The organism is Streptomyces sp. NPDC059816 (assembly GCF_042732055.1).
Classification (GTDB): Bacteria; Actinomycetota; Actinomycetes; order Streptomycetales; family Streptomycetaceae; genus Streptomyces.
In genome coordinates this window covers 41,970-56,219 of sequence record NZ_JBHWIQ010000010.1, presented here as the reverse complement: position 1 = coordinate 56,219, position 14,250 = coordinate 41,970, and the positions used below count along the sequence as shown (strand labels likewise).

14 protein-coding genes are annotated in these 14,250 nt (G+C 72.1%); 7 read left to right on the top strand and 7 right to left on the bottom strand.

Annotated features, from left to right (window positions below):
* Positions 1–30 precede the first annotated feature (30 nt).
* Positions 31–1,035 carry a Gfo/Idh/MocA family oxidoreductase gene (locus ACFV88_RS15345; RefSeq protein WP_385490766.1) on the top strand — a complete coding sequence of 335 codons (1,005 nt, stop codon included), beginning with the start codon at positions 31–33 and terminating at the stop codon, positions 1,033–1,035.
* A gap of 15 nt (positions 1,036–1,050) precedes the next feature.
* Here the strand turns inward: ACFV88_RS15345 and ACFV88_RS15340 are convergent, their stop codons facing one another.
* A complete protein-coding gene (locus ACFV88_RS15340; protein WP_385490763.1) occupies positions 1,051–1,722 on the bottom strand; it encodes a response regulator in 672 nt (223 codons plus the stop codon).
* On the bottom strand, positions 1,719–2,975 hold the full coding sequence (locus ACFV88_RS15335; protein WP_385490761.1) for a sensor histidine kinase: 1,257 nt from the start codon (positions 2,973–2,975) through the stop codon (positions 1,719–1,721). Before ACFV88_RS15335 ends, ACFV88_RS15340 begins: the two co-directional genes overlap by 4 nt.
* Before the next feature lie 180 nt (positions 2,976–3,155).
* Between ACFV88_RS15335 and ACFV88_RS15330 the strand changes: the two genes are divergently transcribed.
* On the top strand, positions 3,156–3,362 hold the full coding sequence (locus ACFV88_RS15330; protein ID WP_385490758.1) for a hypothetical protein: 207 nt from the start codon (positions 3,156–3,158) through the stop codon (positions 3,360–3,362).
* A 160-nt stretch (positions 3,363–3,522) separates the two neighbouring features.
* A complete protein-coding gene (locus ACFV88_RS15325) occupies positions 3,523–4,338 on the top strand; it encodes an IclR family transcriptional regulator (protein WP_385490755.1) in 816 nt (271 codons plus the stop codon).
* 39 nt (positions 4,339–4,377) lie between these two features.
* Here ACFV88_RS15325 and ACFV88_RS15320 read toward each other — a convergent pair whose 3' ends face one another.
* The 5 genes from ACFV88_RS15320 to ACFV88_RS15300 all read right to left on the bottom strand — a co-directional run bounded on the left by ACFV88_RS15320 (position 4,378) and on the right by ACFV88_RS15300 (position 8,279).
* The gene (locus tag ACFV88_RS15320; RefSeq protein ID WP_385490752.1) at positions 4,378–4,695 is read right to left on the bottom strand and encodes a DUF5955 family protein; all 318 of its coding nucleotides are present in this window, start codon (positions 4,693–4,695) and stop codon (positions 4,378–4,380) included.
* Positions 4,696–4,971: 276 nt separating this feature from the next.
* A complete protein-coding gene (locus ACFV88_RS15315) occupies positions 4,972–5,277 on the bottom strand; it encodes a SelT/SelW/SelH family protein (RefSeq protein WP_385490749.1) in 306 nt (101 codons plus the stop codon).
* Between the two features lie 41 nt (positions 5,278–5,318).
* A complete protein-coding gene (locus ACFV88_RS15310) occupies positions 5,319–6,257 on the bottom strand; it encodes a HipA family kinase (RefSeq protein WP_385490745.1) in 939 nt (312 codons plus the stop codon).
* Positions 6,258–7,229: 972 nt separating this feature from the next.
* Complete coding sequence (locus tag ACFV88_RS15305; protein WP_385490742.1) at positions 7,230–7,964, bottom strand: hypothetical protein; 735 nt, start codon at positions 7,962–7,964, stop codon at positions 7,230–7,232.
* Positions 7,965–7,988: 24 nt separating this feature from the next.
* Complete coding sequence (locus ACFV88_RS15300) at positions 7,989–8,279, bottom strand: hypothetical protein (protein ID WP_385490739.1); 291 nt, start codon at positions 8,277–8,279, stop codon at positions 7,989–7,991.
* A gap of 565 nt (positions 8,280–8,844) precedes the next feature.
* Between ACFV88_RS15300 and ispH the strand changes: the two genes are divergently transcribed.
* The 4 genes from ispH to ACFV88_RS15280 are packed head-to-tail and all read left to right on the top strand — an operon-like array spanning position 8,845 to position 14,226.
* Positions 8,845–10,161, top strand: coding sequence for a 4-hydroxy-3-methylbut-2-enyl diphosphate reductase (gene ispH / locus ACFV88_RS15295; protein ID WP_385490737.1), 1,317 nt, complete (start codon positions 8,845–8,847; stop codon positions 10,159–10,161).
* Positions 10,158–12,017, top strand: a complete 1,860-nt coding sequence (locus ACFV88_RS15290; RefSeq protein ID WP_385490734.1) for a 1-deoxy-D-xylulose-5-phosphate synthase — start codon at positions 10,158–10,160, stop codon at positions 12,015–12,017. Before ispH ends, ACFV88_RS15290 begins: the two co-directional genes overlap by 4 nt.
* A complete protein-coding gene (gene ispG / locus ACFV88_RS15285) occupies positions 12,014–13,156 on the top strand; it encodes a flavodoxin-dependent (E)-4-hydroxy-3-methylbut-2-enyl-diphosphate synthase (RefSeq protein WP_385490731.1) in 1,143 nt (380 codons plus the stop codon). Before ACFV88_RS15290 ends, ispG begins: the two co-directional genes overlap by 4 nt.
* Positions 13,153–14,226: a polyprenyl synthetase family protein gene (locus tag ACFV88_RS15280; RefSeq protein ID WP_385490728.1), complete on the top strand. Its 1,074-nt coding sequence runs from the start codon at positions 13,153–13,155 to the stop codon at positions 14,224–14,226. Before ispG ends, ACFV88_RS15280 begins: the two co-directional genes overlap by 4 nt.
* Positions 14,227–14,250: the final 24 nt, after the last annotated feature.

Here is a 14,250-nt window from a genome sequence, read left to right as displayed (position 1 = left end):
AGGGGGTGCGGGCGGCTCCACCTTGTACCCATGCGCATCGGACTCATCGGGACGGGCCGCATCGGGACGTTCCACGCGGCATCCCTCTGCCGCAACCGCGAGGTGGGTTCCCTCGTCGTCACGGACGCCGACCTCGCGCGGGCCCAGGCACTGGCCCACCGGATCGGGGCCACCACCGCGCCCGGGGTGGACGAGATCTTCACCTGGGGCGTCGACGCGGTGGTGATCACCACCGCCACCGCTGCGCACGCCGAGCTGATCTCCCGGGCGGCCCGGGCGGGGCTGCCGGTCTTCTGCGAGAAGCCCATCGCCCTGGACCTGTCGGGCACCCTGTCCGCGCTGCGGGACGTGGACGCGGCGGGCACCGTCCTCCAGATGGGGTTCCAGCGCCGTTTCGACTTCGGGTACGTCCGGGCCCGGGAGGCGGTGCGCGAGGGCCGCCTCGGACGGCTGCACACCGTACGGGCGATGACCTCCGATCCGGCTCCGCCGCCCGCCGCGTACCTCCCGCTGTCCGGGGGCCTCTACCGGGACTGCCTGGTCCACGACTTCGACGCACTGCGCTGGGTGACCGGCCGGGAGGTGGTGGAGGTGTACGCCGCCGGGTCCGACGCGGGGCCCTCGATGTTCCGGGAGGCCGGGGACGTGGACACCGCGGCGGTGGTGCTGACCCTGGACGACGGGGTCCTCGCCACCGCGACGGCGACCCGGCTGAACGGCGCCGGCTACGACGTCCGGATGGAACTCGCCGGGGAGGCCGACCAGGTGGCGGTCGGGCTGGACGACCGCACCCCGATCGCGTCCACGGAAGCCGCCGGCCCGCCGCCCGCCGACAAACCGTGGCCCGGCTTCCTCGAACGGTTCGCCCCCGCGTACGAGGCGGAGTTGGCGGCCTTCGTGGACGTGGTGCGCGGGGAGCGGGCGAACCCCTGCGACGGGCGCGAGGCGCTGACGGCGCTGCGCATCGCCGAAGCGTGCGAACGGTCCCGGCGGGAACGGCGGGCGGTGCGGATCGACGAGGTCCCCGGGGCGTGAACGGGCCGCACCGGGTCACTCGTCGTCGAGCAGCCACCCGGCGTCATGGGTCAACAGGGCTATCTGCACCCGGTTGTTGAGTTCGAGCTTGGCCAGGACGCGGGACACGTGCGTCTTGACGGTGGCGACGCTCATGTACAGGTCGGCGGCGATGTCCGCGTTCGACTTCCCGCGGCCGACGGCCACGGCGACCTCCCGCTCGCGTTCGCCGAGCACCAACAGCCGTTCCCGGGCGCGCCGGCTGCGGTCCTGCCGGGAGTCGTCGCCCGCGACCCTGCTGATGAGTTGACGGGTCACCGTCGGCGACAGGACGGGCACCCCGGCGGCGACCTTGCGCACCGCGTCGACGATCTCGGCCGGCTGGGTGTCCTTGAGCACGAAGCCGGCGGCCCCCGCCCGCAGCGCCCGCAGGACCTGTTCGTCGGCGTGGAACGTGGTCAGCAGGATGACCTCGGGGGCGCCCGCCCGGGCCCGCAGCAGTTCGGTGGCGGTGAGGCCGTCCACGGTGGGCATCCTGATGTCCATCAGGACGACGTCCGGAGCCAGCCGGTCCACCAGGGCGAGGACCTCGCAGCCGTCGCCCGCCTGCCCCGCGATCTCGATGTCCTCGGCTCCGCCGAGCATCAGGGACAGACCCGCGCGGACCAGCGGGTCGTCGTCCACCAGGAGCACCTTGATCGCAGTCATGAGGGCCACGGTAGCCAGGCGGTGACCTGGAAGCCCCCGGCGTCGTCCGGCCCGTGCTCGATCCGGCCACCGGCGAGGGTGGCCCGTTCGGTGAGGCCGATGAGGCCCTGGCCGGAGCCGGGCACGGCGGGGACCTTCCCGGCCGGTGCCGGATTGTGCACGGTGACCGTCAGCCCCTCCCCGGGGCCGCCGGTCAGACACACCGTGACCTCGGAGCCGGGGGCGTGCTTGCGGGCGTTGGTCAGCCCCTCCTGGGCGATGCGGTAGGCGGTGCGGCCCACGGAGGCGGGGGCGGCACGGGGATCGGTGACCCGGTTGGCGAGCCGCACCGTGGCGCCCGCCGCGCGGGACTCGTCGACCAGCGTGTCGAGGGCGGCGAGGGTGGGTTGCGGGCGGCCGGATTCCTCCCCCTCCCCCGCGCGCAGCACTCCGATGATCTCGCGCAGGTCCTGGAGCGCCTCGTGGGAACTCTCCCGGATCACCCCGGCGGCCCGGGCGATCTCCTCCCGAGGGGCGTCCGGGCGGAACTCCAGGGCACCCGCGTGCACGCTGAGCAGGGTCAACCGGTGGGCGAGGACGTCGTGCATCTCCCGGGCGATGGACTCCCGGGCGAGCCGTTGGGCCTGTTCCGCGCGCAGTTCCGCCTCGGTCTCGGCACGCCGGGCCCGGTCCTGGAGCGACAGCAGCAGTTCGCGGTGCGAGCGGACGAACATCCCCCAGCCGACGACGGTGGCGGTCATCAGCACCGTGAACATGATGGACACGCCGTACGAGAGTTCGGGGTCAGGGCGCCACCAGAAGAGCAGCGGGGCGAGGGCGAGGGAGACACCCGCGACCCAGGCCACGTACGCGAAACGTCGGTGCACGGCCAGGGAGAACAGCAGGACGAGGGCGGCTCCGGCGGCGGTCGTGGACAGCAGCCCCACCGGGACCAGGGCCGCCGCGAGCCCGACCGGCCAGCGGCGGCGCAGCCACACCGCACCGCAGGAGAGGGCGCCGAGCACCTGGTCCGCCACGATCAACGGCTCCGGCACGTCCGGCTCTTGGACCAGGTTCTCCGCCACCAGCAGCCCGATCGTGACGGCGATCAGGAAGCACAGGAAGTCGACGATCCAGTCGCGCAGGGTCCGCCGGGGGTACCGGCCCTTGACCCGTTCCGGGTACAACTCGGCGGCCACCGCCGAGGGCAGCAGCCAGCGCAGCCGGAAGGCGGGGACCGACTCCGCTGGCACGGGGGGTTCTTGGCCGTTCATGACCAGCAAATCTACGCACCCGTACGGGTGCACCCGTACCGTGCGACACGCCCACCGACCAAAGTTGGCGTGGCCTCGACCATCGGCTGACGGCCCCGGGCGGACCCGCGACTTCCGGCCGGCGGGGAACGTCCGGTGGCCGATGTCCCGGGGCGGTCCGCGCCGAGGAGGATCACGTCCATGAGGCATCTGTGGGGGTTTCTTGGTTTCGTCGCCCTGGTGCAGGGCGCCATGGGGCTCACGAACGAACTCGGCTGGGGGGACTGGGGCCTGCTGAGGCACGTGGCGTTCCTGGACGGGTACGAACTGTTCGCCAGCATCGCGCTGTTGCTGTTCGCGTTCGCGCTGTTCGGGGTCGCGGAGAGCATGAAGAAACAGGGGAAGTAGCCCGTGCTTCCGAGGACGGCCGCGGGAACGGCCGAGGAGTCGCCGCGGCCCGTCGCGGAGCCCCCGCGGGCCGCGGGGCAACACGGCAGCCGTGCTCGGGGGCGGGGACGGCCCCCCGGTAGGCTGCTCCCTCGCCCGCCCGCCCCGAAAGGACCGCGCCGTGCCGACGCCCAGCACCCGCCCCACCGACGCCGCCCGACCCCTGGCGTCCCCCGCCGCGAGCGGCGGAGTGCAGTCCCTGGAGCGGGCCTTCGACCTGCTGGAGCGGATGGCGGACGCCGGGGGCGAGATCGGCCTGAGCGAACTGTCCGCGAGCAGCGGGCTGCCGCTGCCGACCATCCACCGGCTGGTGCGGACCCTGGTGTCCTGCGGGTACGTGCGCCAGCAGCCGAACCGGCGCTACGCGTTGGGACCGCGGCTGATCCGCCTCGGGGAGTCGGCGTCCCGACTGCTCGGGACCTGGGCCCGGCCGCACCTCGCCCGGCTGGTCGAGGAGACCGGCGAGACCGCGAACCTGGCCCTGCTGGACGGGGACGAGATCGTCTACGTGGCGCAGGTGCCCTCCAGGCATTCGGTGCGGATGTTCACCGAGGTGGGGCGGCGGGTGCTCCCCCACTCGACCGGCGTCGGCAAGGCCCTGCTCGCCCAGCTCTCCCCCGACGAGGTGCGCGCCCTGCTGGGCCGTACGGGGATGCCGCCGGCGACCGAACGCACCATCACCACCGTGGAGGGCTTCCTCAGCGCGCTGGAGGACGTACGACGCTGCGGCTACGCGGTCGACGACGGCGAGCAGGAGCTCGGGGTGCGGTGCCTCGCCGTCCGGGTGCCCGACTCGCCGACCACCGCGGCGATCTCCATCTCCGGCCCCACGGGGCGGGTCACCGAAGCTGCGACGCGGCGGATCGTCCCGGTGCTCCAACAGGTCGCGGGGGAACTGTCCGCCGAGTTGGCCACCGCGGCGGAGTCGTCGACCTGAGCCCCACCGGCGACCGGACCCACCACGCTTGACGGTGCGTCAGCGGACCGTCGGCGGACCGCCGAAGAGGTCGACCGCGTTGCGGACCCGGGCCAGGCTCACGGCGAGGGCGCTCACCGAGCCGATGGAGCCCGCGATCAGCAGCAGGGAGCGCCGCAACCGGGGGGTCTCGGGGGCGCCGTCGACCGTCATCGCGTCGAGGGCGGCGAGCTCGTCCTCGGCGATCGTCCGGTCGGGGAACTCGGCCGGATGCACCGCGAGTTCGCGACGGAGCCGGGAAACCGCGGCGCGCAGCTCCAGAACCCGCGGGTCGTCGTCGCTGCCGGTCACTGGCTTCTGTCCCACGCTCCGCAACACAGCTCTCCCCCCGCGCACTACGTTGTGCGCATTTTGCTCAAGGCTCGCCGTCCCCGTCCGGACCGGTCGGATCCGTGGGGTCGGGCCAGTAAACGCCACCGGACGGGGTGCCCGCCACTGAGCGGACGGAATTTCCCCTCCCCTTTGCCCAACAGTCCTTCGCGCGGTCGAATCTGACGGCGCGTTGGCGATCGTGGGAGCGCGCGGAGCGCCGGCGCGCTCCGGGGGGTGGTGTGACTCCGTGCCGAATCGATCCTGCGCCTGCCGGCAGCCCGGTCAGGGGCGGTCCGTGTGCCCGAGGGTGCGCCCCGGGGCCACCCGGTCCCGGACCCGGCGCTTGACGGCCGTCGGCTCCGGGAACCCGTCCCGTTTGCGGTCCCAGACCTCCTCGCCGTCGACCCGGACGACGAAGACCCCGCCCGTGCCCGGCGCGAGGGACAGCTCGCTCAACTCCGCCTCGAAGGTGGTGAGCAGTTCCTGGGCGAGCCAGGCGGCCCGGGGCAGCCAGCGGCACTGGGTGCAGTACTCGATCTGCACGCGGTGTGCGGCGGGGGGCGTGTCGTCGGTCGGCGGCGCGGTCATGGTGTGGCCTCTCAGCTTCGGTCCGGCTTCGGTCCAGGTGGTCAGCTTCGGTCCAGGTGCACGGACCAGTCCTGCTCTGCCGGGGGTTGCCCGTGCAGGTCCGGGACGCGCTTGAGCCAGGCCGGGCGGCCGGCTTCGGTGGCCGCCGCGCGGCGGGCGTCCTCTTCGGCGAGGTGGGCGCGGGCGGGGAAGTCGGTGGGCAGCCAGTGTTCGGACGCCCGGGCGCGGGCGGTGAGGTGGTCCGCGTAGGCGTCCCGGACGGCGTCGGCGTCCGGGAAGCCGGCCTCACCGGCCAGCCAGGCGTCGGGCACCAGGGCGGTGACGTCCCGCATCAGGTCCCGGGTGACGCGCGGCGCGAGTTCGGCATCGGCGGCAGCGGTGTCGGGCGCGTAACCGCCGAGCGCGTGGCGGCGGAAGTCGTACCGTTTGGTCACGGCCCGGTCGGCGCTCTCCCACCGGTGGTGGAAGACGAGGGCCGCCCCGTGGTCGATCAGCCACAGCCGGGGGACGTTGAGGGAAGGGCCGCCGAAGGTGGGCCAGACCATCAGGTTGGAGCTGTGCAGGGTGCGGTCGACATTGGCGGTCAGCGCGTCGAGCCAGATGATCCGCCCGGCCTCCACCGGGTCGACCCGCAGGGCGGCGGGCGGGGCGTCCGGGACGAAGTCCACGGCTCCCGGGAGGTAGTCCATGCCGAGGTTGAGCCCCGCGCTGGCCGCCAGCAGGTCCCGGACCTCCTGGTGCGGTTCGTGGGCGGCGACGGCCGGGTCGAAGTGGGCGCGCACCAGTGCCGGTACGCGGAGCCCGAGGGCGCGCGCCAGTTCCCCGACGATCACCTCGGCGACCAGCGCTCGGCGGCCCTGGGCTGCTCCGGTGAACTTGACGACATAGGTGCCGAGGTCGTCGGCCTCGACGATGCCGGGCACGGAACCGCCCTCGTGCAGGGGCGCCACGTAGTGGGTGACGGTGACCTCGGTCAGCATTTCCCCAGGTTATACGGCGTGGCTCCCGGCGAATCCGCGGCGGTGGTTCGTGGGAACCGGTGTGCCCCGCCGAACCCGGATCATCCGGACCGGGCCGCAGTGGACCAGGCTCTGCGGCAGCTGCACGCGTCCCTGCGGGGATTCCGGCGCCGACCGGCTGCGGCCGTTCTGCACCGCGCACGAGGTGTCAGCCGTGCGAAGCCTCGCTGAGCGTGCCGGGCCGCGGGGGCACTTGGTCGTCGCCCCGTCCCGGACGCCGGACTCGGTCCGTGTGCGTGGATGGCATCGCTCCCGGGCAGGCCGTGCCCCAGGGGCACGGCCCGTCCGGCCGCCCCGTCTGCATTCCGGCCTCCGGCACGTGCGTCGAGGTTTCCCCCGGCTCTCCCAGCGGACTGAAAGAAAAAGGATCATCCATCCTTGATTTTTATCCCGCGTACCGCAAATCGCCTGCGGAGCATCGGTCCGAATTTCGGCCACTCCACCCGCAGAATCGATTTGCGTCTACGCCATCTGCCCGGACGTGCCAGCGGAACGCCTGACCGCCGCCGGAACACTTCCGACTATCCGGACATCAGTGCACGCCCTGCGCGAGAAAACGCGGCACGCTGGAAGTGCGTACACCTGCCCTCGGACGGTTCCCGGCAGCCGACTTCCGGACCGGCACCGATGGGCTGGAACGGCGATCACCCCCCTACCCGCCCCGCCGCAGCACCGGATCAGGCAACCGCAGGAAATACGAGAACGACCCTCGAAGGATATTCTCGCCACTCTCCGCGGGGGCATTTCACACCGATTCGAAGCAGTCACGAAGAATCGAAGAACGCCGACCGAAAATGATTCACGAATACGAGAGTTCCGGTTCACGCGGGATTCCGACCGTGCGCCCGGGCCCCCGAACTCCCGGGGTGAAGCTGTTCTCGTCGGTGCTGACGTGGCCACACCGCGCCCCCGTGCAGGGTGTGGGTCGTGGTGTCACAGGGCTGCGGCTTCCTCGGTCAGGAGTGCCACGTCGGGGTGGGTGCTGTAGGGACGCAGTACCTGGCGCATGGTGGTGAGGGAGGCGGTGGCGCGGGCCGACCGCAGGCCCGGGTAGTCGATGAGGAAGCGCTTCCAGGTGGTGAGGGATTCTTCGAGGTTGCCCTGGAGCAGTTGCGACTCGGCCAGGAGTGCCGTGGTCAGCGCCCTGGCGCGGCGTGCCTGCGGGGCGCGGGCGCGGAGCGAGGCGGTGTAGGCCCGGTCGGCTGCCTGATGGTCTCTGAGCGCGGTCAGCGTTCGGGCGCGCTGGTAGTGCAGGGCTGCGGTCGGGTAACTGTCGAAGGGGTCGGTGAGGTTCTGGTCCGCCTGGCCGTGGAGGACTTCCGCGTTGTGCAGCGCGAGGAGGGCTCGGGAACGGTTGTTGCCCCGTGCGTGGGCCAGGGCGAGCTGGGACTGGGTGAAGGACTGGGCCAGGGGTGAGGAGTGACGGGTCGCGGTGGCGACCGCCTGTTCGGTCAGGACGAGGGAGGGCTGCCGGTGGCCGAGGTCCAGGGCGTGGGAGGCGAGGGCTCTGAGGGCGATGGTGTAGGTGTGGGGGTCTTCGGCTTCTGCGGCCAGGTGGGCGGCTGTGCGGTGGTAGTGCTGGGCCAGGACGTTGTCGCTGTCGTCGGCGCACATGTTGCCCAGGAGGATGGTGAGCTGTGCCGTGTGGGTGAGGAGTTGTCGGTGCACCTGCTCACTGGCGACGGAGAGGAGTCACGGGGTGACGTCGTCGGCGAGGTAGGTGGTGAGCGCGGTGCGGGCGTGTCCGCCGCCGAAGCTTCCGGCGGAGGCCGCGAAGACCACGGTCATGCTCTGGAGCGCTTCCACTTCCGCTCGGCCCACGCGGCGGCCGGCCAGGACGCCGGCGCGGCGGGCCACGGTCCGTGAGAGCAGGTCCTCCCAATCAGGGACCTCCAGCGCTGCGAGGCTGTAGACGTCCACGCCCAGTACCTCTCCCCTGCGGGGGTCGAGTTGGCTGTGGGTGAGCTTGGACAGATGGTGCACGGGGTCTGCCTTCCAGGACCAGTCCGGTATGCGGGCAGGAACTCGGGTCAGACCGGCGTCGGCAGCGGCCAGGGGTCTGCCCAGGCGCCGGGAAAGCGCCTCCAGGGATGTAGGTGGGCGCGGGCGGACGGGGATGCGCTCCGGCGAGCCAGCGCGTCGCTGTCGAGCGGTTCACGGTCAGGTCGTGGCCGCGTTCGGAGGCGACCGAGGAGACCGCGCGCGCGAGCAGGGTCGCGTTCCATCCCGCCTCCATGAGAAGTCGCCCGAGCCGTGCGTTCGGTTGCTGAGAGGACATCGCTTCCCCGTTCTCAGCCCTAGCCAAAGATGATCCGGACACAGGGGCTTTCACAAGGGCGCACGAGCGCAGCACGCGCAGCACGTTCGCGCCCCGACACCCCTGCACAGACTGGATTCCGGCGGATGTACTGCAAGGGAGGTACCCGCCTGGATCGGTCACTCAATCCCGGCGCACCACCGTGGGTGGTGGCCGCTTCGCCGCGCGGTCCTCCTCGGCAGTGAAGACCTGCCGGTGCCGATCTCCCGTGCTGAATGCGAGTGGACAGACATGTCGCGGTCATCTGTGTCCTGGTACGTCGCCGCCCCGGCAGCAGCACTACCCGCCGGTCAGATGCTGGTTGCAGACCACCTGCGACGGCCCGACGGGCGGGTCCTGTCCTGCTCTGCCGCGCCGATGGTCGCGGGGGCGCTCAGCGCGGCGGGGCACCGGGTGGTCACGGGTACGGTCCAACTGCTGCAGGAAGGGCCGGGCAGTGATCGCCGGGCCGCCGTCGCACCTGCCACCGCGAGCGCTCACTGGGCCAGGGACGACCTGGGCGCGGAGGGCTCCGGTGGTGTGGCCGTGGTGGTGGCGGATGCCGAGGCGGGCCTACGGCCGGTGGCGGAGGCCGCCGTGGCCTCTTGGGCACGGGTCATGGGGCCCAGGACGGTACTGCTGGCGTCCCCGCGATCGTTCTGCGCGGGGGTGGAACGGGCGATCGAGGTCGTCGAGGCCCTCCTCGAACAGCAGCACGGACCCGGTGGCCGGCGGGTGTTCGTGCGCAAGCAGATCGTCCACAACACCCACGTCATCGCCGACCTGACGGAGCGCGGGGCGGTCTTCGTGGAGGAACTGGACGAGGTGCCCCCGGGGTCCTTGGTGGTGTTCTCCGCCCACGGTGTCTCCCCGCAGGTCCGTGCGGAGGCGGCCCGCAGGAGCCTGACGGTGGTCGATGCGACGTGCCCGCTGGTGACCAAGGTCCACGCGGAGGCACGCCGTTACGCCGAGCGCGGCAACAGCATCGTGCTCATCGGGCACGCGGGCCACGAGGAGGTCGAGGGCACCCAGGGCGAGGCCCCCGACGCCACCGTGGTCGTCGGCAGTGTGCGGGACATCGCCGGCCTGGACCTGCCGGACCCCTCGAAGATCACGTACCTGACGCAGACCACGCTCGCCGTGGACGAGACGCGGGCGACCATCGACGCGCTCAAGGAACGCTTTCCCCAGGCGCGCGGCCCAGGCTCCGAGGACATCTGCTACGCCACCACCAACCGCCAGCACGCCCTGCAGGCCGTCACCGCCGAGGCGGACCTCGTACTGGTCCTGGGCTCGGAGAATTCCTCCAACTCCGTTCGGCTCGTGGAGCTGGCGCGCAAGGCGGGCACACCGGCCCAGCTGATCGAGGACTGCTCCCGCATCCGGCCGGACTGGCTGCGCGACGCAGCCACGGTCGGGCTCAGCGCCGGGGCGTCCGCCCCGCATGACCTGGTCCGGCAGACCCTTTCCGCGCTGGCCGGGCTGGGGCCGCTCACCGTGCATGAACGGATCACCACGACCGAGGACACCTACTTCGCACCGCCCGCCGCGGTAAGGACGACCCGATGAGCACGACCAGCACGTACGCCGCCCGTTTCCCGCTGCTGGCGAAGGCCGGTACCCCGGCGTCGCTGCGGGCCGTGCCCGGGGAACGGCTGGGCGAACTGGCGGCGGAGATCAGGGCGTTCCTGGTGGAGACGGTGTGCGCGACGGGCGGTCATCTGGGCCCGAATCTGGGGGTGGTGGAGCTCACCCTCGCGCTGCACCGGGTGTTCGACCCGCCCAGCGACACGATCGTCTTCGACACCGGGCACCAGACCTACGTCCACAAGCTGCTGACCGACCGCGGCAAGGATTTCGGATCCCTTCGGCAGGCCGACGGCATGTCGGGGTATCCGTCGCGGGCCGAGTCGCCCCACGACCTGGTGGAGAACTCCCACGCCTCGACCGCCCTCTCCTACGCGGACGGCCTCGCCAAGGCACGGGCCCTCAGCGGTGAGAGGGGCCGCGCGGTGGTGGCCGTCATCGGCGACGGCGCCCTCACGGGCGGACTGGCCTGGGAGGGCCTGAACAACCTCGGCGCCGCCCCCTCACGTCCGGTGATCGTGGTGCTCAACGACAACGGCCGCTCCTACGCCCCCACCACCGGTGCCCTCGCCGAACATCTGGGCGCACTGAAGCGGCCGGGAACCGGGACAGCGGACCACCCGGGACACCGGAACGTGTTCACCGATCTGGGTTTCGGCTACGTCGGACCGGTCGACGGCCACGACACGGCCGCGGTCGAGAAGGCGCTGCGCCGGGCACGGTCGCTGGCCCGTCCGGTCCTCGTGCACGTGGTGACGGTCAAGGGCCGGGGATATCCGCTCGCGGAGGCGGACGAGGCGGACTGCCTGCACGCGGTCGGTGTCGTCGATCCCTCCACCGGCCGCCCCACCGCTGCCGCCAAGGCCCCGGGTCGGTCGTGGACGAGCGTGTTCGCGCACGAACTCGTGTCCGTGGCGGCGGACCACCCGCGCGTGGTGGCGATCACCGCGTCGATGCTGCGGCCCACCGGACTGCACCTGATGCGGGAGAAGTTTCCCGACCGGGTCTTCGACGTGGGGATAGCCGAGGCGCACGCGGCCACATCGGCGGCCGGGCTGGCGATGGACGGCTTCCACCCCGTCGTGGCCGTCTACGCGACGTTCCTGGGCCGCGCGTTCGACCAGGTCCTGATGGATGTGGCCCTGCACGGCCTGCCGGTGACCTTCGTCCTGGACCGCGCGGGGATCACCGGTCCCGACGGCCCCTCGCACCACGGCATATGGGACCTGGCACTCCTCAACGCCGTCCCCGGATTACGGGTGGCCGTTCCCCGCGACGCCGCACAACTGCGGGAACTCCTCACCGAGGCCGTCAGCCACCGTGCCGGACCCACCGCCCTGCGCTTCCCCAAGGCCCAAGCAGCAGGCGATGTCGAGGCCCTGGAACGGCACGGCCCCGTCGACGTCCTGTTCCGTTCCGGAGTCCGGGACGTCCTGCTCGTCGCCGCGGGCCCGCTCGCCGCAGCGGCCGTCGAAGCCGCCGCCCAGCTCGACCGCCGTGGGGTCGGATGCACCGTCGCCGACCCCCGCTGGGCCCTGCCCGTCCCCCACCAGCTCACCGAACTCGCCGCACGCCACCGCCTGGTGGTCACCGTCGAGGACGGCATCCGCTCCGGCGGCATGGGAACGGCCGTCGCCCAGGCGCTCACCGACACGGGGAACACCATGCCCACGCGCGCCCTGGGGCTGGCGCACCGCTTCCTCCCCCATGCGACCCGCGCCGGTCTCCTCGGCGCGGCGGGCCTCGACAGCCGAGGCATCGTCCACGCCGTGCTCCGGGCCCGCGCCGGGCTCCCGCACCACACCCAGCAGCCCGAGCGAGAAGGCAGGACACGATGACCACCGACCTCGGTCTGCCCGCGCGCGCCCGCGCTCCGCAGCGGCGCCGCACCCGCCAACTCCACGTCGGCGACGTCCTGGTGGGCGGCGGCGCCCCGGTCTCCGTCCAGACCATGACCACCACCCCCACCGCAGACGTGGACGCCACTCTCCAGCAGATCGCCGAGATCACCGCAGCAGGCTGCGACATCGTCCGCGTCGCCGTACCCTCCCAGGACGACGCCGACGCCCTCCCCCTCATCGTCGCCCGGTCGAAACTGCCGGTGATCGCCGACATCCACTTCCAGCCCCGCTACGTCTTCGCCGCCATCGACGCCGGCTGCGCCGCCGTACGGGTGAACCCCGGCAACATCCGCGCGTTCGACGACAGGGTCGCCGAGATCGCCAAGGCTGCCGCAGCGGCCGGGGTTCCCATCCGGATCGGCGTCAACGCAGGCTCCCTCGACCCCCGCCTCCTGGCCAAACACGGCCGGGCCACCCCCGAAGCCCTGGTGGAATCCGCCCTCTGGGAGTGCTCCCTCTTCGAGGAACACGGCTTCACCCAGCTGAAGATAGCGGTCAAGCACCATGACCCGGGCACGGTGATCGCCGCGAACCGCCTTCTCGCCGACGCCTGCGACTACCCGCTCCACCTCGGCGTCACCGAAGCCGGACCCGCCTTCCAGGGCTCCATCAAAACCGCCGTCGCCTTCGGCATCCTCCTCGGCGAAGGCATCGGCGACACCCTCCGCGTCTCCCTCTCCGCCCCACCCGTCGAACAGGTGAAAGCGGGCTGCCACATCCTCTCCTCCCTCGGACTGCGCCCCCGCAAGTTGGAGATCGTCTCCTGCCCCGGCTGCGGCCGCCTCCAGGTCGACATCCACCGCCTCGCCACCCAGGTCGAAGCCGCCTTCGACGACTTCCCCCACCCCCTGCGCATCGCCGTCATGGGCTGCGTCGTCAACGGACCCGGCGAAGCCCGGGAAGCCGACCTCGGCGTCTCCTGCGGCAATGGAAAGGGCCGCATCTTCCGCCGGGGCCGGATCATCCGCACCGTCCCTGAAAACAAGATCGTCGAAGCCCTCCTCGACGAAGCGCTCCGCCTCACCGACGAACCGGTTCCCCAGGACATCCCGGCACCGCCACAGGACCCCTCATGACCACCACGGCCCCGACCCAGCCCGACCAGGCCCGCGCCAAGATCGACGCCGCCCTCGACGCCTTCCTCACCGACAAAGCCCGCGCCGCAGCCGGACAGCACTTGCCGGGGGAAGTGACCGCACTCCTGACGGACTTCCTGGCCGCCGGCGGCAAACGCATCCGCCCCCTCCTCTGCCTGACGGGCTGGCAGGTCGCCGGTGGGCGTGGCCGCCCGCTCCCGGTCGTCAGGACCGCCGCCAGCCTGGAGATGTTCCACGCCTTCTGCCTGATCCACGACGACGTCATGGACCGCTCGGACATCCGCCGTGGACACCCCACCCTCCACCGCGCCCTCGCCACCCGACACGCCCCCGGCCGCACCGCCGCCACGGCCAACCGACTCGGTACCAGCGCCGCCGTCCTCATCGGCGATCTCGCCCTCACCTGGTCCGACGAACTCCTGCACACCGCCGGCCTCAACCACCAGCAGCTCACCCGGGTCCTGCCCCTGCTCGACGCCATGCGCACCGAGGTCATGTACGGCCAGTACCTCGACGTCACCGCCACCGCCACCGGCGCCGGCACCGTCAGCCGGGCACTGGCGATCTGCCGCTACAAGACCGCCAAATACACCATCGAACGCCCCCTGCACATCGGCGCCGCCCTCGCCGGCGCCGAACGGGGCCTGCTCGACTCACTGTCCGCGTTCGCCATCCCCCTGGGCGAAGCCTTCCAACTCCGCGACGACCTCCTCGGCGTCTTCGGCGACCCCACCCGCACCGGCAAACCCGCACTCGACGACCTGCGCGAAGGCAAGGCCACCGTCCTCATCGCCCTCGCCCTGCGCCACGCCACCCGTGCCCAGGCCGACCGGCTCCGCCCCCTCCTCGGCCACCGCGGCCTCACCCACCACCAGGCCGCCACCGCCCGCAGCATCATCACCGCCAGCGGTGCCGTCCAACGGGTCGAAACCATGATCACCGAACGGTACGGACAGGCCCTGGAACACCTCCGAGCCGCACCGCTGGAAGCGACGTCCGCACGCCTTCTGGAGGAGTTCGCGAACAACGCCGTCCGGAGGTCCGCATGACGACCGCCCCCGGACAGCGCGAAC

What these genes read in the sequence shown, in the direction of transcription:
- ACFV88_RS15345 (WP_385490766.1), top strand. Translation starts at nt 31, where the DNA reads ATGCGCATCGGACTCATCGGGACGGGCCGCATCGGGACGTTCCACGCG.
- ACFV88_RS15340 (WP_385490763.1), bottom strand. Translation starts at nt 1,722, where the DNA reads ATGACTGCGATCAAGGTGCTCCTGGTGGACGACGACCCGCTGGTCCGC.
- ACFV88_RS15335 (WP_385490761.1), bottom strand. Translation starts at nt 2,975, where the DNA reads ATGAACGGCCAAGAACCCCCCGTGCCAGCGGAGTCGGTCCCCGCCTTC.
- ACFV88_RS15330 (WP_385490758.1), top strand. Translation starts at nt 3,156, where the DNA reads ATGAGGCATCTGTGGGGGTTTCTTGGTTTCGTCGCCCTGGTGCAGGGC.
- ACFV88_RS15315 (WP_385490749.1), bottom strand. Translation starts at nt 5,277, where the DNA reads ATGACCGCGCCGCCGACCGACGACACGCCCCCCGCCGCACACCGCGTG.
- ACFV88_RS15310 (WP_385490745.1), bottom strand. Translation starts at nt 6,257, where the DNA reads ATGCTGACCGAGGTCACCGTCACCCACTACGTGGCGCCCCTGCACGAG.
- ispH (WP_385490737.1), top strand. Translation starts at nt 8,845, where the DNA reads ATGTCGCGGTCATCTGTGTCCTGGTACGTCGCCGCCCCGGCAGCAGCA.
- ACFV88_RS15290 (WP_385490734.1), top strand. Translation starts at nt 10,158, where the DNA reads ATGAGCACGACCAGCACGTACGCCGCCCGTTTCCCGCTGCTGGCGAAG.
- ispG (WP_385490731.1), top strand. Translation starts at nt 12,014, where the DNA reads ATGACCACCGACCTCGGTCTGCCCGCGCGCGCCCGCGCTCCGCAGCGG.
- ACFV88_RS15280 (WP_385490728.1), top strand. Translation starts at nt 13,153, where the DNA reads ATGACCACCACGGCCCCGACCCAGCCCGACCAGGCCCGCGCCAAGATC.